The organism is Chania multitudinisentens RB-25, assembly GCF_000520015.2.
Lineage (GTDB): Bacteria > Pseudomonadota > Gammaproteobacteria > Enterobacterales > Enterobacteriaceae > Chania > Chania multitudinisentens.
In genome coordinates, this window is record NZ_CP007044.2 from 1,449,794 (window position 1) to 1,466,384 (window position 16,591).

A 16,591-nucleotide genomic window follows, 5' to 3' on the forward strand; every position below is an offset into this window, starting at 1 on the left:
CGGATGGCTAGCGTCACACTGCGCAGCGTTTATAAGGCTTTCGGTGAGGTCGTGATTTCCAAGGATGTCAATCTGACTATTGATGATGGTGAATTTGTGGTGTTTGTCGGGCCATCGGGCTGCGGTAAATCGACGCTGTTGCGGATGATTGCCGGGCTGGAGGATATCACCTCCGGTGATCTGCTCATCGGTGAAAAACGAATGAATGAAGTGCCACCTGCCGAGCGCGGCATTGGCATGGTGTTCCAGTCTTATGCGTTATATCCGCATCTGTCGGTTGCCGACAATATGTCATTTGGTTTGAAGCTGGCCGGGGCGAAAAAAGCGGAGATCAACCAGCGGGTCAATCAGGTTGCTGAAGTGCTGCAACTGGCGCACCTGCTGGATCGGCGCCCGAAAGCGTTGTCCGGTGGTCAGCGTCAGCGGGTAGCGATCGGCCGTACGTTGGTTGCTGAACCGGATGTGTTTCTTCTTGATGAACCCCTTTCCAATCTGGATGCCGCCCTGCGGGTACAGATGCGTATCGAGATCTCCCGCCTGCACAAACGCCTGCAACGCACCATGATTTATGTCACCCACGATCAGGTCGAAGCCATGACGCTGGCAGATAAAATCGTGGTGCTGGATGCCGGGCGCGTAGCCCAGATTGGTAAACCGCTGGAGTTGTATCACTACCCGGCCAATCGTTTTGTCGCCGGTTTTATCGGATCACCAAAAATGAATTTCCTGCCTGTGAAGGTAACCGCGGTAGAGCACCAGCGCGTGCAGGTTGAACTGCCGATGCCCAACCGCCAATTGGTGTGGTTACCCGTTGAGGAACAGGGCATTGAAGTGGGTGCCAACCTGTCGTTGGGCATTCGCCCTGAACATCTGTTACCGAGCTCCGAGTCCGCAGTGGCGCTGACGGGGGAGGTACAGGTGGTGGAACAACTGGGCAACGAAACCCAGATTCATATTCAAATCCCAGAAATCCGTCAGAACCTGGTGTACCGCCAGAATGACGTAGTGCTGGTAGAAGAAGGTGCCACATTCGCTATCGGGCTGCCGCCACACCGCTGCCATCTGTTCCGTGAAGATGGTACGGCGTGTAAACGGCTGCATCAGGAAGCGGGCGTTTGACTCCAAAGTATTTGGCGTTGCAGGCAGTTAGCTCCTCTGCAACGCATGCATGCCGACAGGCAACTATAACAGGAGAATAATGATGACGACTCTGCGCAAACTTCCTTTGGCACTGGCTGTCGCCGCGGGAGTTTTATCTTCGCAAGCAATGGCAGTGGATTTCCACGGTTACGCACGTTCCGGCATCGGCTGGACGGGCAGTGGTGGTGATCAACAGTGTTTTCAGGCTACAGGTGCCCAAAGTAAGTATCGTCTTGGCAACGAATGTGAAACCTATGCCGAATTGAAGCTGGGCCAAGAGCTATGGAAAGAGGGTGATAAAAGCTTTTATCTGGATACCAACGTTGCTTATAGCATCGATCAGGCCAACGACTGGGAAGCAACCAGCCCGGCCTTTCGTGAGGTAAACGTACAGGGTAAAAACCTGATTGCTGCGTTGCCGGGTGCCAATATGTGGGCGGGTAAGCGTTTTTACCAACGTCATGACGTCCATATGATTGACTTCTACTACTGGGATATCTCCGGCCCAGGTGCAGGTCTGGAAAACATCGATCTGGGCTTTGGTAAGCTGTCGTTTGCCGTGACTCGTAATACTGAAGCAGGGGGGTCTTATCGCTGGATTAACAGTCAGAATCTAGACGAGTCTGAGACTTCTAATGATGTATACGATGTGCGTTTGGCGGGGTTGGAAACCAACCCAGGGGGGACTCTGGAACTTGGGTTTGATTATGGTCGAGCGAACACCAAAGACGATTTCGCGCTTGCGGAAGGAGCTTCTAAAGATGGTGTTATGGCAACGGCAGAGCATACTCAGAGTATGTTCGGCGGTTTTAACAAGTTTGTCATACAGTATGCGACAGACTCCATGACCTCTTGGAACAGCGGCCACAGTCAGGGGTCAAGGGTAGATAATGACGGACATATGCTGCGTGTGCTGGATCATGGCGCGGTGAAGATGGGCAGTGACTGGGAGATGATGTACGTTGCCATGTACCAGAACATCAATCTGGACAATGACAACGGCACCACCTGGTACACCGTCGGTGTGCGCCCGATGTACAAGTGGACACCGATCATGAGCACTCTGTTTGAAGCAGGCTATGACAGCGTCAAATCACAAAGAACAGACGACCGTAATAGCCAGTACAAACTGACCTTGGCCCAGCAGTGGCAGGCGGGTGACAGCATCTGGTCACGCCCAGCGTTACGTGTTTTCGCCACCTATGCCAACTGGAATGAAAAGTGGGGCTATGGTAATGATGGCATTGCAGTTAATGACGGTGGACGCGGTAATAATGATGAAGTGACCTTCGGCGCGCAGTTCGAAGCCTGGTGGTAACCAGTGACCTAGCTGATTGTGAGATTCAGCTACGGTAATCCTTCATCTCTCTGTTTGGCTGACGTGCATTCTTCTTGCCAGTTGCACGTCAGCTATCTCGCCTCTTTTCGGAAGGGCTATCATAATGAAAAAAAACCTGATTGCTTTCTACCTGTCTCTGTTGGCTGCTTCAGCACTCCCGCTGGGCGCACAGGCCGCAGCGTTTAACACCCCAACAGATGTCTCAATTGCTCCTACCCTCTCTCATGACACCTTGCAACAGCTTCCTTGGCGGCCAATAGTGCCACCGGCCAGTGAGCGCATTGAGATTACGGCGTCCAGCCCGCAGGTTAACCAGGGGGATATTCAAGGGTCGGTAGCTGCCTTTACTTTGCCTGCTGACCGCGGTTCCCTGGAAATTACTCTCGACAGCCTGGTTAACGATCGCAGTGTCTACTCTCCCAGCGTGGTGGTGCTGGATGAACAACTGCGCCCCGCTGCTTTCTATCCGAGCAGCTATTTTGCCTACAAACAGGCGGGTGTGATGTCGGGTGACCGTCTGGAAGGCACCATGAAACTGACGCCTGCGCTGGGGCAAAAGCAAATCTATCTGTTGGTATATACCACCCGTCAGGATCTGGCAGCCACGACGCAATTGCTCGATCCTGCCAAGGCTTACGCATTGGGGGTGGGCAATGCGGCACCCAATATCCCAGACCCTATTGCTCACCACAGCTCCACGGGGGCTCTGAATCTGAAAGTTAAATCAGAACAGAATATGGGCAGCGTGATGATTGGCTTGCCAATGACCACCTCTACGGCACCGGCACCGGTTGTGGTGGGTTCAGCCACTCCGGCGGTGGCAGCAGCCCCTGTTGCGGCCCCGGCTCCAGCGGCCCCGGCAGAGCCGATGCTGAATGACACCGAAGCCTACTTCAATAATGGTATCAAACAGGCGGTTAAAGCGGGTGATATCGATAAGGCGCTGAAGTTAATGAATGAAGCTGAAAAATTAGGTTCTACGACTGCACGAGAAACATTTATTGGCAGTGTGAAAGGCAAGGGGTAATACCCCATACTGCCGATGCTGGCTTGATGATTGGTGCGCCTCCAGCGCACCTTTTTTCATATGTGGCAACGGTTGTTCTTTGGTTTTATCCACCCCTCCTCCTGTTAATAACCCTCACTGATTTCACTGCGAATCCATCTGTCGCTTTCGAATTTCTGCGTTACAATGACTCTCTGTTAACGATTTGTATGGTCAATGGCTATTTGCCTGGTATGGCTATTGATATGGAGTAGAACAATGTCTGGCAATAGGGATTCCATCCTGCCGCCCATTGCGTGGTTGCCTGAAAATTCCCCGATACCTGCCGCCATTAGCGATTGGCTGATGGAATTGGGTTCGATGACTCGCCGTTTTGAACGCCATTGTGGGCATGTGCATATTGAACCTCAGCGCGAATGCTTCGTGACCCGCGATCAACTAGGCGAAGAGGCAGAACACTTACCTGACAGCGAGCGTTATTGGCTACGTGAAATTGTGTTGTTGGGTGATGATCACCCTTGGTTACTAGGGCGCACGGTGATCCCACAAGAAACGCTAACCGGCCCGGATCAGGCGTTGGTTGATTTGGGAACGCTGCCGCTGGGCCGCTATCTGTTCAGCAGCAATACGTTAACACGCGATTATATTCATGTTGGCCAGCAGGGTGAATTGTGGGCCCGGCGCTCCCGTTTACGCCTGGCGGATAAACCGCTGCTGCTGACCGAGTTGTTTTTACCGCCTTCGCCGTTATATGCGGTGAAGAAGGGGATTCCGGCAGAATAAGGGGAGAAAAGGATCTTGGAGGGAAGTGTGACTCAAAGCAAATGGCAGGCCTATTGCCATTTGATGCGTATCGATAAACCGATAGGCACGCTGTTGCTGCTGTGGCCAACGCTGTGGGCATTGTGGCTGGCTGGGCAAAGGGTTCCGTCGTTGCCTGTATTGCTGGTGTTCGTTCTTGGCGTATTCCTGATGCGCGCCGCAGGCTGTGTAGTGAATGATTATGCGGATCGTGCCTTCGACGGGCATGTGAAGCGCACCGCAGGCCGCCCGTTGCCGAGCGGCCGCATCAGTGAAAAAGAAGCCAAAATCCTGTTTGTCTCGCTGGTACTGGTTTCTTTTACCCTGGTGCTGACGCTGAATGCCATGACCATCTGGTTATCACTGGCCGCACTGGCACTGGCTTGGATTTATCCGTTTATGAAGCGGTTCACCCATTTGCCGCAGGTGGTATTGGGTGCCGCATTCGGCTGGTCAATCCCAATGGCTTATGCGGCGGTCAGCGAATCATTGCCGCTGAGTTGCTGGCTGCTGTTTTTGGCGAATATCTGCTGGACGGTGGCCTACGATACCCTGTATGCCATGGTGGATCGTGACGATGATGTGAAAATCGGTATTAAGTCCACCGCGGTGTTGTTTGGTCGCCATGACAAGCTGATAGTGGGATTATTGCAATTTGCCACACTGGTATTGATGCTCTGGGTGGGTTACCTGGCGCAGCTTGGCGGGGTGTATTATGGGGCATTACTGCTGGCTGGCGTGTTGTTTATCCACCAACAGAAACAGATCGTCAACCGCGATCGTGATGCCTGTTTCAGTGCTTTCCTGAACAATAATTATGTGGGATTAGTGCTGTTTATCGGTATTGCACTCAGCTATCTCTGATGGTTTTTTGGCGAGTGTGACGAAGGCACCCATTGGGCACCTTCGTCAGTTAACACTTGCCGTTATTCGTCTTCTTTTGCCGCTTCCGCTGTTTCCGGCAAATCACTGGTTTCTTCCGGCAAACTGACGCTTTCGATGGTCAACTTGATTTCTGGCGTGATCAGATCGCTCAACATGGTGTAAACCTCCATGGTGTGCTCTCGGATCGCATCGCCAATATCATTGATATAACCTTCTTCGCGCAACGTCGCCACCAGGGTGGAAAACACGGCTTTGTCAAAGAACTCCGGCGCGTTGATGCCGTGCAGCACAGACAGACGCTGCGCCATGATACGGCTTTCTTTCTCCAGCGCACCCCGATTGATGCTAGGGTTGGCACTGAGAAGCGACATGGTAATGGCGTAACGCTGCAAGGTTTCACGTACCCCCGCCGCCAACAGTTGCAGTGGGCGGATGCGTGCCGGGTTCAGCACCAGTTCATTACCTTTATTACAAATCAACTGCTGGCGTGCCAGTTCATCGATCAGCGGTTGCAGAACGGTGGGCAACTGCTCTTTCTCGTAACGCAGGAACAACTCCGCTTTCAACATGGGGTAAATCAGGCTGACCTGGCGCAACAGCTCATCGCGTGATACACGGCGATGATGCATCACGATGGTGGTAATCAGTGAAGGCAATACCAGCATATGATGAATATTGTTGCGGTAATACGTCATCAGAACCGCCTGCTCACGTGGCAGGATGATAATGTCGCCGATGCTGTCTTTTTCCACCTCGAACTTGTTCATATTCAACGCGTGGTCCAGCAACTGTTCCGGCGTTTGCGTTGGCGCGGTGGCATCCGGTGCGTAGGGCACATTACGCATCAATTGCAGGTAGCAGTCCAACTGTTCAATCAGCTGTTCGCGGGTCAGCGAACGCTGGCGCGAGGCCAATAAGGCGGTAACACACAGGTTCATGGCATTGGCTGCTGCGGCGTTGTTGATCCGCACCATGATCTGGGCCGCAAGATCGTTGACTGCGGGCGTCAACCAGCTCGGGCGCTGTGCCTCGATTGGATCGATAGACTCACGCCAATGGGGTACATGATGGTTGAGGTAAGAGGTCAATGGCAGCGGTTCGCCAAAATTGACATAGCCTTGGCCAAGGTTGCGCAGCTTGCGCAGGCCACGCAGCATCTGCAACAGGCCCTCTTTTTCTTTGGTCGCACCACGCAACTCTTTAGCGTAGGTGCCTACTTCCATCACATGTTCATAACCGATGTAAACCGGCACCAGCGTAATGGGGCGAGTGCCCCCGCGCAGCATGGCCTGGATAGTCATCGACAGCGTGCCGGTTTTGGGTTCCAGCAGGCGCCCGGTGCGTGAACGGCCACCTTCCACAAAATATTCCACTGAATAGCCACGAGTGAATAATTCACCAAGGTATTCACGGAACACGGTGGAATAGAGTTTGTTGCCTTTGAAAGTACGGCGAATAAAAAAGGCACCCAAACGGCGGAAGATCGGCCCGGCGGGCCAGAAGTTCAGGTTGATGCCCGCTGCGATATGCGGGGGCACCAAACCTTGATGATAAAGTACGTAAGACAGCAGCAGGTAATCCATGTGGCTGCGGTGGCAGGGTACGTAGACGATTTCGTGGCCGTCTTGTGCCAGTTGGCGCACGCGTTCGGCTTTGGTGACGTTGATACCTTGATATAACCGGTTCCAGGTCCAGCTCAATACGCGATCGGAGAGACGTACCGCTTCATAGGAAAAATCGGCGGCGATCTCTTCCATTAAGGCAATGGCATTTTGCTGGGCTTTTTCGCGGGTGAGCTTTTTGTTACGAGCTTCATCCTCAACCGCTTTCTCAATCGCTTTAGAAGCCAGCAACTTGTTGAACAGATCCTGGCGGTCTGGCAGGCATGGCCCAACGGCGGCCAGACGTTGACGCGAGAAATGCATCCTTGCGACGCGCGCCAGTTTTTGTGCAATGGTTTGATCGGTGCCGTGCTCGGTTGCCATACGTCGCAGGGAAACGGTATTGGAAAAACGCACAAAACTGTCACGCCCCAACCACAGTATGGCAAAGAATTTCTGTACGCCGTTCAACAGGCGCAGATGCGGCGTACCTTGGCCTTCGCGCCCAGGCGAGCGGCCAAACATCACCGATACGGGGAGCATCTGAATATCCAGCTCCGGGTTGCTGCGGTGCAGATCCAGATAATCATGGAAGAGTTTTACTGATTCTTCTTTTGGCTTGTAATAGCGGAATACGCGCGGGCCTTCGTGGATAAACACATAGCTTGGCAGCACCACGCCATCAATCTCCTGCGAGTTAAGGGGATCGGGGAGATCTTGGGCCAAACATTGGGTGCGCAATGTGAGCAAATCTGTCTTGGAATGGTAAGGTAAAACGTACAAAATCGGCCGCGAGGGATCTAACCCCAATTCCGTGACCGGATCTGAAGGGATAACCTTACTTTTTACCAACATTTTCAGTGGTAAATTCAATAGTTTATAATAAATTTTACGCCAACCTGACATAACGACCTGAAGCCTCTTGTTAGCAATGCGTCGCAAGCATACCAGAAACCGGGGAGCAGATCTGTGGTGTTGGGAAGTCCGAAGCCTGTAACGGCTGATGGAAATACCTATTTAAATTATACCCTATGGATTTCAAGTTGCCGTTAGAGAGTACAATCGTTAGCTTCCCAGCTAACAATGTGACGGCTTGCAAGACAACGGATATATGACTCATTTTGAAAAGGTGCTTTTAATATGGCAAATCAAGCAACTGGCCTGACACGTATCATTAAAGCCGTAGGCTATTCATACAAAGGTTTAACCGCAGCATGGCGGAATGAAGCCGCATTTCGCCAGGAACTGGTGGCGCTCATTGTGGCTATCATACTGGCGATTTGGCTGGATGTGGGGGCGATAGCGCGCATTTTATTGATCGGTTCGGTGTTGTTGGTGATGATCGTAGAAATTCTCAACAGCGCCATTGAGGCCATTGTTGATCGGGTGGGAACGGATTACCACGAACTATCAGGCCGGGCAAAGGATATGGGATCGGCTGCGGTATCACTGACCATTATTCTGGCACTGTTTGTCTGGGGTTCGGTGCTGTGGCAACAATTTGGTTGAAAAAAGGGCTATGTTGCGAGCAGGTTCGCTAATCCCTGATTTTTATTCATTCTTCGGTTCCCAATCCAGGCTTGCCTGTATATACTCACAGCAAGACTGTATAAACAAACAGGGGGTGGAATGAAAGCACTAACGACCAGACAGCAAGAGGTCTACGACCTGATACGCGATCATATTGCACAAACGGGCATGCCGCCAACACGTGCCGAGATCGCAATGCGCTTGGGGTTCCGCTCGCCTAATGCTGCCGAAGAACATCTGAAGGCTCTGGCCCGCAAAGGGGTGATCGAAATTGTTTCTGGTGCTTCGCGCGGTATTCGTCTGCTGATGGAAGATGAAGAGGGTCTGCCTTTGATTGGCCGTGTGGCCGCGGGTGAACCGTTACTGGCTCAGCAACATATTGAAGGCCATTACAAAGTCGATCCTTCATTGTTTAAACCTAACGCCGATTTCCTGCTGCGCGTGAGTGGGATGTCGATGCGTGACATCGGTATCCTTGATGGAGATCTGCTGGCGGTGCATAAAACTCAGGATGTGCGTAACGGCCAGGTGGTAGTGGCGCGTATCGAAGATGAAGTAACGGTTAAACGCCTGAAAAAACATGGCAATGTGGTTGAGTTGTTGCCAGAAAACAGCGAGTTTCAGCCGATAGTGGTTGATCTGCGTGAGCAGAACTTCACGATTGAAGGCTTAGCCGTTGGTGTGATCCGCAACGGTGACTGGATCTAAGCGTGATACTTCCTGATGGGTATCTCAGTGAATGGACGTGGTAGGAACAAGATAGTCGCACAGTTCGGTGTGGCGTGATTGAGTTGTGGGGAATCATACACACCGTTGCAATTTCAAGTAAGTAAGAGTTATATCGCTCCAAGTCTGGGGCGATATCTTTCCCGAATCCCTATCAGTACGCTGCCACGGGAACATTTTACCATGCGCCTGATTTCTGCTTTTACCAGCAACACCGATAAAGCGTTGTGGCGCCTGGCGTTACCGATGATTTTTTCCAATATTACCGTTCCCTTGCTTGGCCTGGTGGATACCGCAGTTATCGGCCATCTTGATAGCCCGGTTTATCTTGGTGGGGTTGCCGTGGGTTCAATGGTGACCAGCTTTCTGTTCATGCTGTTGTTATTTCTGCGCATGAGTACGACCGGGTTGGCGGCGCAGGCGTTGGGTGCTCAGGAGCCGCAACGGCTGGCTAAGGCTTTTATACAACCGTTGCTGTTGGCGTTGGTAGCCGGGGTGGCGATTGTGCTACTGCGGGCCCCGTTGATCACACTGGCATTGCAGATAGTGGGGGGGGACCAACAGGTATTGGCGCAGGCGCGGTTGTTTCTGGAGATCCGCTGGCTGAGCGCACCCGCGGCATTGGCCAACATGGTACTGCTCGGTTGGTTGCTAGGCGTGCAGTATGTGCGAGCCCCCGTGATTTTGCTGCTTGTTGGTAATCTGCTGAATATTGTACTGGATATCTGGCTGGTGATGGGGTTGGGGTGGAATGTGCAAGGCGCAGCGGCAGCGACGGTGATAGCTGAATACAGCACGCTGCTGCTGGGTCTGTGGTTGGCGTGGCGGGTGTTGCACATACGCGGGATTTCGCTGGGAATGTTACGCGGTGCCTGGCGGGGCAATTTGCGCCGTTTACTGGCGCTCAACCGTGACATCATGCTGCGTTCGTTATTACTTCAACTGTGTTTTGCCTCGTTGACCATTCTGGGTGCTCGGATGGGTAGCGAAGTGGTAGCCGTTAATGCAGTACTGATGAATCTGCTGACGTTTACGGCTTATGCTCTGGATGGCTTTGCCTATGCGGTTGAGGCGCATTCCGGCCAGGCCTATGGTGCACGGGATGATCGTCTGTTGCGCCAGGTATGGTGGGCGGCTTGTCGACAGGCCTGCCTGGTTGCGCTCGGTTTTGCCGCTATTTATATGTTTGCCGGGCAACAAATTGTAGCGGTGTTAACCTCGCTACCGGAGTTGCGTGTTCTGGCAAACCATTATTTGCCTTGGCAAGTGGTGCTGCCGTTGGTGGGAGTTTGGTGTTATTTGCTGGATGGGATGTTTATCGGAGCGACTCGTGGAGCGGAAATGCGTAACAGCATGGCGGTGGCCGCAGCGGGTTATGGGCTGATGTTATTCACGCTGCCAGTGTTGGGGAACCATGGTTTATGGTTGGCTCTGGTGGTATTTCTGGCTCTGCGGGGGGCGGCACTGGGGTGGATTTGGCACCGCCACCGCGTGCGGGGAACCTGGTTTCTGCCTGGCAGCAACGGCTGATAATGATGAACCATTGTCTTGTAATAATTCGCTGGAGCAGGGTTATCCCTGTTCTTCTGTTTATTTCTTCTTGATCACAATACTGTGGTCATGGTCGCAGTCATGCTTGTTTTCACAGGCTTCGACTTCAACACAGGCAGAGCACAGGCCATGAGCTTCAACCACGCTGTGGCGCAACACGAATCCTGATTCTTTGGCCAATTTTTGCAGAGTTTCTTCCACGCCTTCCGTCGTGCGTTCAGTAACCAATCCGCAGCGATCGCAGATAAACAGGGCCGAGGTGTGCATCGGTTGTTCGAAATGATGGCACAGCACATAGCTGTTGGCGGACTCAACACGGTGGATAAAGCCCTGCTCCAACAGAAAATCCAGTGCACGGTATACCGTGGGGGGTTTGGCCTGAGGTTCGGCGACGCGCAGCAGATCGAGCAGATCGTAAGCGCTGATGGCACCGGGCTGTTCAGCCATCAGGCGTAACACTTCCAGCCGTTGTGGGGTGAGTCGCACGTTGCGTTGCTGACAGAGTTGTTCAGCCTGCGCGAGCAGCTTTTCCAGGTTGGTTGGGTTCATCGTTAATATCCCGGTACGCCAAAAAGCCGATTTTAACATGTTTCAGCGGAATCACCGAGGGCTGCGCCATTTTCCCTGAATCACGCCGTACTAACCCATACCCTGCTTAGGGTAATTGCTGATAGCCGCTTATTCATTATCTTTAGATCACTGAATGCCGTTATAATAGCCGTTTGCGACACTGGCATCGATTGCCGGTTGTTGAATCCCAGATATCTCAGGTAGCCAGTAATTCAGCATGACGACAGACAGTAACTCCGCCACATACGCCGCCAACCGTTTCTCCATTGCGCCGATGCTCGATTGGACAGATCGCCATTGCCGCTATTTTCACCGCCTGCTGACCAAGGAAACCTTGCTGTACACCGAGATGGTGACCACTGGCGCGATCATCCACGGCAAAGGCGATTATCTGGCCTATAGCGAAGAAGAACACCCGGTGGCGCTGCAATTGGGCGGTAGCGATCCGGCGGCATTGGCGCATTGTGCCAAGCTGGCGGAACAGCGTGGGTATGATGAGATCAACCTTAACGTCGGTTGCCCGTCTGATCGGGTGCAGAATGGGATGTTTGGCGCCTGCCTGATGGGGCAGGCGGCACTGGTTGCCGACTGCATCAAAGCAATGCGTGATGTGGTGGCGATCCCGGTAACGGTGAAAACCCGCATCGGCATTGACGATCAGGATAGCTATGCTTTTCTGTGTGATTTTATTGGTACGGTTGCTGGGCGCGGTGAGTGCGATATGTTTACCATTCATGCACGCAAAGCCTGGCTTTCCGGGCTGAGCCCGAAAGAGAACCGTGAAGTGCCGCCGTTGGATTATCCGCGCGTCTATCAGTTAAAACGTGATTTTCCGCAGTTGACTATCGCGATTAACGGTGGGGTTAAAACGCTGGAAGAAGCTCAACAGCACTTACAGCATCTGGATGGCGTGATGATGGGGCGTGAGGCGTATCAGAATCCGGGCATTCTGGCGCGTGTCGATAGCGAGATTTTCGCTACTCAGGCTGATGTAAGCAGCAGTGTGGAAATTATCGAATCCTTGTACCCCTACATCGAACGCGAATTGGCCAACGGGACGTATCTTGGCCATATCACCCGCCATATCCTTGGTTTGTTTCAAGGGGTTCCAGGTGCGCGCCAGTGGCGCCGTCATTTGAGCGAAAATGCCCATAAACCGGGCGCAGACGCTCGAGTGGTTGAGCAAGCGTTGGATTTGGTGCGTTTGCCACGTACCGAATTGGCATAATCGGTAAAATATCTGACTAAAGTTTGGTTTTTTTGACCAAATGCATCGTGAGTTTTGGCACTGTTTTCATTGTATTTCAATAAGTTAAATATTCCAGCAAGTTGGCACATTTCTTGTTAAGAACAACGTAGACCCTAAATACCTTGAGTAGCAAGAAGGCGTAGCCAATCCACTAGCCACTCGAAGTATGACGGTGATAGACACCTTGTTTTGCCGAGGAACAATCTATGTTGGAACTTTTCTTTATTATCGGTTTTGTGGTGATGTTACTGGTAACCGGTATTTCCTTGCTAGGGGTGATCGCTGCGCTGTTGGTGGCAGCCGCTTTTATGCTGTTGGGCGGATTGTTTGCCATGGTGATTAAACTGCTGCCCTGGCTGATTTTGGCGGTGATCGGCGTGTGGCTATACCGTTCAATGCAAAAACCGCAGATACGCCGCTATTAATAGATACGGCACAGAAAGGGGCTCTCACGAAGCCCCTTTCCTGTTGGTTTACAGCCCGGGAATCAGCAGGCTGGAACCACTGGTTTTGCGGCTTTCCAGTACCTGATGGGCCTTTTGCGCATCAGCTAGAGCAAATTTCTGCTCCTCTTTTACTTCGATCTTGATCGCACCACTGCCGAGTAATGAGAACAATTCGTTACTGGCGGATTGCAATTCTTGGCGATTGGTGATGTAGCCGTAGAGCGAAGGACGAGTGACATACAGAGAACCTTTCTGGTTCAGCAGTGCCAGATCGACCCCGATAACCGGGCCGGAAGCATTGCCGAAACTGACCATTAAACCACGGCGTTTCAGGCTGTTCAGGGAGTCCTGCCAGGTGCTTTTACCCACTGAATCATATACCACGCTGACTTTTTCGCCGTTGGTCAGTTCCGCTACGCGTTGGGCGATGTCCTCCTTGTGGTAGTTGATGGTTGCCCAGGCTCCGGCGCGCTTGGCCAGCTCCGCTTTTTCGTCAGAACCAACGCTGCCGATCAGTTTGGCACCCAAGGCTTTCGCCCACTGGCAGGCGATCAGCCCAACGCCACCGGCGGCGGCATGGAACAGGAAGATTTCACCGGGTTTGATCTCATAGGTCTGGCGCAGCAGATAATGTACGGTCAGGCCTTTGAGGAAAGAGGCGGCTCCCTGTTCAAAGCTCAGGTTATCCGGCAGGATCGCCAGCTTTTCCAACGGGACATTGTGGATCTCACTGTAGGCTCCCAACGCTGATTGGGCGTAAACCACGCGATCGCCCGGTTTCACCGCACTGACGCCTGCTCCCACTTTGCGTACTATGCCAGCCGCTTCGGTGCCCAGGCCGCTCGGAAATGTTGCAGGTGCATACAAACCGCTGCGCACGTAAGTATCGATAAAATTGATACCTATAGCCTTGTTTTCAACCTGAACCTCGTCCACTGCCGGCTCGACAGGGGTAAAATCAACATACTGCAATACTTCCGGGCCGCCGGTAGCGGAAAATTGAATACGTTTTGCCATGTGATGACCTCGTTTATATCAGGGTGAGAAGATCTGGTTCCACCCTACGCTTTCCGGTATTGGCTATCCAGCCTATACCACAGTGATTAATCCTTTTTTGCCATGGTGATGGCACAGGAATCACGGATAAAAATCACGTATACTCTCGCGTCAGGAACTTCCATTCGCCACCGGATAAAGAATACGCTTCATGGCAGGAAAAAAACCAACCAACAAAACAAACGCGAACGAGCCCAGAGACCGCCAAATGGAAGGGCTGAAGATGCCACCGCATTCGTTGGAGGCGGAACAGTCCGTGTTGGGCGGTTTGATGCTGGATAACGAACGTTGGGATAACGTGTCGGAACGTGTGGTTGCCAACGACTTCTTCAGCCGCCCGCACCGGATGATATTTACCGAAATGCAGCGTTTGCTGGAAATGAATCGGCCTATCGACCTGATTACCCTGTCCGAATCTCTGGAACAGAAAGGTGAACTGGAGTCGGTCGGTGGTTTTGCTTATCTGGCTGAGCTGTCAAAAAATACCCCCAGTGCGGCCAATATCGCGGCGTATGCCGATATCGTGCGTGAACGTGCGGTAGTGCGTGAGATGATCTCCGTTGCTAATGAAATCGCCGACGCGGGTTACGATCCACAAGGGCGCAGCAGTGAAGATCTGCTTGATCTGGCTGAGTCTCGCGTCTTCCAGATTGCGGAAAACCGGGCCAGCAAAGATGAAGGCCCAAAAGGCATTGAACGTATTCTGGAAGATACCGTTGCCCGCATTGAGCAACTCTATCAGCGCCCGCATGATGGTGTGACCGGGGTTTCTACCGGTTATGGTGATTTAGACAAGAAAACGGCTGGCCTGCAAAAATCGGATCTGATCATTGTCGCCGCTCGTCCATCAATGGGGAAAACCACCTTTGCGATGAACCTGTGTGAAAACGCCGCGATGATGCAGGATAAACCGGTGCTGATTTTCAGCCTCGAAATGCCCGGCAACCAGATCATGATGCGTATGCTGGCTTCGCTGTCGCGCGTGGATCAAACCCGCATTCGTACCGGCCAGCTTGACGACGAAGATTGGGCACGCATTTCCAGCACCATGGGGATTCTGCTGGAGAAGCGCAATATGTATATTGACGACTCCTCGGGCCTGACGCCTACCGAAGTGCGCTCCCGCGCGCGCCGTGTCTTTCGCGAGCATGATGGGCTGAGCCTGATCATGATCGACTACCTGCAACTGATGCGTGTACCAGCATTGTCCGACAACCGCACGTTGGAAATTGCCGAAATCTCCCGCTCGCTGAAAGCGTTGGCGAAAGAGTTGCAGGTGCCGGTGGTGGCGCTGTCGCAGTTGAACCGCAGCCTGGAACAGCGTGCTGATAAACGCCCGGTTAACTCTGATTTGCGTGAATCCGGCTCTATCGAACAGGATGCGGATCTGATCATGTTTATCTACCGTGATGAGGTTTATCACGAAAACAGCGATCTGAAAGGAGTAGCTGAAATTATTCTGGGCAAGCAGCGTAATGGCCCGATCGGTACAGTGCGCCTGACCTTTAACGGCCAATGGTCGCGTTTTGATAACTACGCCGGGCCGCAATATGATGACGAATAATCAGCTAAGGAATGGAAATGAAAGCGGCAACCGCTGTTATTGATCGCCGGGCTCTGCGACATAATCTGCAACAGGTGCGCCGTTTGGCCCCGCAAAGCCGCCTGATTGCCGTGGTGAAAGCGAACGCTTATGGACATGGCCTGTTGGAAACGGCTCATGCCCTGCAAGATGCTGATTGCTACGGCGTAGCCCGTATCGGTGAGGCCGTGAAATTGCGTTCAGGTGGGATCGTCAAACCGATTCTGCTGTTGGAAGGCTTCTTCTGTGCGGAAGATTTACCGACGCTGGTGGTAAATAACATTGAAACTGCCGTACATAGCCTTGAACAGCTTGAAGCGTTGGAGCAGGTTGAACTGGCGCACCCGGTGCGGGTGTGGATGAAGCTGGATACCGGAATGCATCGCCTGGGGGTGCGCCCTGAGCAGGCAGAGGCGTTTTATCAACGCCTGAGTGCCTGCCGCAATGTGGTGCAGCCAGTCAATATCATGAGTCACTTCAGCCGTGCGGATGAACCGCAGGTGGATGTGACATCAAAGCAAATCCGTTGTTTCGAACGCTTTGCCGATGATAAACCGGGCCAGAAATCGATCGCGGCATCTGGTGGGATCTTGCTGTGGCCGCAAGCGCATCGTGATTGGGTACGACCAGGAATTATTCTGTACGGCGTTTCGCCAATGGATAATCCGCGTGCCGGCTACTTTGGTCTGCAACCGGCGATGACGCTGAAATCCAGCCTGATTGCGGTACGCGAGCATAAGGCTGGTGAACCGGTGGGTTACGGTGGAATCTGGGTGAGCGAGCGCGATACCCGCTTGGGCGTGGTAGCCATGGGTTATGGTGATGGCTATCCGCGCAGTGCGCCCTCTGGCACGCCGATATGGGTGAATGGCCGCGAAGTGCCAATTGTTGGCCGTGTTTCCATGGATATGATTTCAGTCGATCTAGGGCCAAATGCGACTGATAAAGTGGGCGATGAAGTGGTGCTGTGGGGCAACGAACTGCCGGTTGAGCGGGTTGCGGCCTGTAGTGGCATCAGCGCTTATGAGTTGATTACCAAGCTCACTCAGCGGGTAGAGATGGAATATATCGGCGAGTAATCGGTGTTTCTCCCCTGCTGATAAATTGAG

Annotated in this window: 15 protein-coding genes; 12 read left to right on the plus strand and 3 right to left on the minus strand. The window is 52.8% G+C overall.

The genetic code is table 11. The features are described from left to right. Positions 1-3 precede the first annotated feature (3 nt). From malK to ubiA, 5 genes are all read left to right on the plus strand, one after another. Positions 4-1,119, plus strand: coding sequence for a maltose/maltodextrin ABC transporter ATP-binding protein MalK (gene malK, locus Z042_RS06350; protein WP_024913345.1), 1,116 nt, complete (start codon positions 4-6; stop codon positions 1,117-1,119). 82 nt (positions 1,120-1,201) lie between these two features. After that, positions 1,202-2,458, plus strand: coding sequence for a maltoporin (locus tag Z042_RS06355; protein ID WP_024913344.1), 1,257 nt, complete (start codon positions 1,202-1,204; stop codon positions 2,456-2,458). 124 nt (positions 2,459-2,582) lie between these two features. Continuing rightward, on the plus strand, positions 2,583-3,506 hold the full coding sequence (gene malM / locus Z042_RS06360) for a maltose operon protein MalM (protein ID WP_024913343.1): 924 nt from the start codon (positions 2,583-2,585) through the stop codon (positions 3,504-3,506). Positions 3,507-3,743: 237 nt separating this feature from the next. Next, a complete protein-coding gene (gene ubiC / locus Z042_RS06370; RefSeq protein WP_024913341.1) occupies positions 3,744-4,268 on the plus strand; it encodes a chorismate lyase in 525 nt (174 codons plus the stop codon). Positions 4,269-4,283: 15 nt separating this feature from the next. Beyond that, entirely contained in the window at positions 4,284-5,150 is an 867-nt protein-coding gene (ubiA, locus tag Z042_RS06375) for a 4-hydroxybenzoate octaprenyltransferase (RefSeq protein WP_024913340.1), read from the plus strand. A 62-nt stretch (positions 5,151-5,212) separates the two neighbouring features. Here the strand turns inward: ubiA and plsB are convergent, their stop codons facing one another. Further along, positions 5,213-7,678 (minus strand): glycerol-3-phosphate 1-O-acyltransferase PlsB, encoded by a 2,466-nt coding sequence (gene plsB, locus Z042_RS06380; RefSeq protein WP_024913339.1) that lies wholly within the window; start codon positions 7,676-7,678, stop codon positions 5,213-5,215. Positions 7,679-7,912: 234 nt separating this feature from the next. Between plsB and Z042_RS06385 the strand changes: the two genes are divergently transcribed. From Z042_RS06385 to dinF, 3 genes are all read left to right on the plus strand, one after another. After that, complete coding sequence (locus tag Z042_RS06385; protein ID WP_024913338.1) at positions 7,913-8,281, plus strand: diacylglycerol kinase; 369 nt, start codon at positions 7,913-7,915, stop codon at positions 8,279-8,281. Positions 8,282-8,401: 120 nt separating this feature from the next. Next, positions 8,402-9,010 (plus strand): transcriptional repressor LexA, encoded by a 609-nt coding sequence (lexA, locus tag Z042_RS06390; protein WP_024913337.1) that lies wholly within the window; start codon positions 8,402-8,404, stop codon positions 9,008-9,010. A 201-nt stretch (positions 9,011-9,211) separates the two neighbouring features. Then, on the plus strand, positions 9,212-10,558 hold the full coding sequence (dinF, locus tag Z042_RS06395; protein WP_024913336.1) for an MATE family efflux transporter DinF: 1,347 nt from the start codon (positions 9,212-9,214) through the stop codon (positions 10,556-10,558). Between the two features lie 60 nt (positions 10,559-10,618). Here dinF and zur read toward each other — a convergent pair whose 3' ends face one another. Beyond that, the gene (gene zur / locus Z042_RS06400; protein WP_024913335.1) at positions 10,619-11,128 is read right to left on the minus strand and encodes a zinc uptake transcriptional repressor Zur; all 510 of its coding nucleotides are present in this window, start codon (positions 11,126-11,128) and stop codon (positions 10,619-10,621) included. 238 nt (positions 11,129-11,366) lie between these two features. On the opposite strand from zur, the gene dusA reads away from it, so the two are divergent. Continuing rightward, positions 11,367-12,377 carry a tRNA dihydrouridine(20/20a) synthase DusA gene (dusA, locus tag Z042_RS06405; RefSeq protein WP_024913334.1) on the plus strand — a complete coding sequence of 337 codons (1,011 nt, stop codon included), beginning with the start codon at positions 11,367-11,369 and terminating at the stop codon, positions 12,375-12,377. A 227-nt stretch (positions 12,378-12,604) separates the two neighbouring features. Further along, on the plus strand, positions 12,605-12,823 hold the full coding sequence (gene pspG, locus Z042_RS06410) for an envelope stress response protein PspG (RefSeq protein ID WP_024913333.1): 219 nt from the start codon (positions 12,605-12,607) through the stop codon (positions 12,821-12,823). A gap of 48 nt (positions 12,824-12,871) precedes the next feature. Here the strand turns inward: pspG and Z042_RS06415 are convergent, their stop codons facing one another. After that, complete coding sequence (locus Z042_RS06415) at positions 12,872-13,861, minus strand: quinone oxidoreductase (protein WP_024913332.1); 990 nt, start codon at positions 13,859-13,861, stop codon at positions 12,872-12,874. 190 nt (positions 13,862-14,051) lie between these two features. Here Z042_RS06415 and dnaB point away from each other — a divergent pair, with 190 nt between their 5' ends. Both dnaB and alr read left to right on the plus strand, forming a co-directional pair. Beyond that, positions 14,052-15,464 (plus strand): replicative DNA helicase, encoded by a 1,413-nt coding sequence (gene dnaB, locus Z042_RS06420; protein WP_024913331.1) that lies wholly within the window; start codon positions 14,052-14,054, stop codon positions 15,462-15,464. Between the two features lie 17 nt (positions 15,465-15,481). Then, entirely contained in the window at positions 15,482-16,561 is a 1,080-nt protein-coding gene (gene alr, locus Z042_RS06425; RefSeq protein ID WP_024913330.1) for an alanine racemase, read from the plus strand. The last annotated feature ends 30 nt before the right edge of the window (positions 16,562-16,591 follow it).

Coding starts and splice junctions, on each gene's coding strand:
- malK (WP_024913345.1), top strand. CDS start 4: ATGGCTAGCGTCACACTGCGCAGCGTTTATAAGGCTTTCGGTGAGGTC.
- Z042_RS06355 (WP_024913344.1), top strand. CDS start 1,202: ATGACGACTCTGCGCAAACTTCCTTTGGCACTGGCTGTCGCCGCGGGA.
- malM (WP_024913343.1), top strand. CDS start 2,583: ATGAAAAAAAACCTGATTGCTTTCTACCTGTCTCTGTTGGCTGCTTCA.
- ubiC (WP_024913341.1), top strand. CDS start 3,744: ATGTCTGGCAATAGGGATTCCATCCTGCCGCCCATTGCGTGGTTGCCT.
- plsB (WP_024913339.1), bottom strand. CDS start 7,678: ATGTCAGGTTGGCGTAAAATTTATTATAAACTATTGAATTTACCACTG.
- Z042_RS06385 (WP_024913338.1), top strand. CDS start 7,913: ATGGCAAATCAAGCAACTGGCCTGACACGTATCATTAAAGCCGTAGGC.
- lexA (WP_024913337.1), top strand. CDS start 8,402: ATGAAAGCACTAACGACCAGACAGCAAGAGGTCTACGACCTGATACGC.
- dinF (WP_024913336.1), top strand. CDS start 9,212: ATGCGCCTGATTTCTGCTTTTACCAGCAACACCGATAAAGCGTTGTGG.
- zur (WP_024913335.1), bottom strand. CDS start 11,128: ATGAACCCAACCAACCTGGAAAAGCTGCTCGCGCAGGCTGAACAACTC.
- dusA (WP_024913334.1), top strand. CDS start 11,367: ATGACGACAGACAGTAACTCCGCCACATACGCCGCCAACCGTTTCTCC.
- pspG (WP_024913333.1), top strand. CDS start 12,605: ATGTTGGAACTTTTCTTTATTATCGGTTTTGTGGTGATGTTACTGGTA.
- Z042_RS06415 (WP_024913332.1), bottom strand. CDS start 13,861: ATGGCAAAACGTATTCAATTTTCCGCTACCGGCGGCCCGGAAGTATTG.
- dnaB (WP_024913331.1), top strand. CDS start 14,052: ATGGCAGGAAAAAAACCAACCAACAAAACAAACGCGAACGAGCCCAGA.
- alr (WP_024913330.1), top strand. CDS start 15,482: ATGAAAGCGGCAACCGCTGTTATTGATCGCCGGGCTCTGCGACATAAT.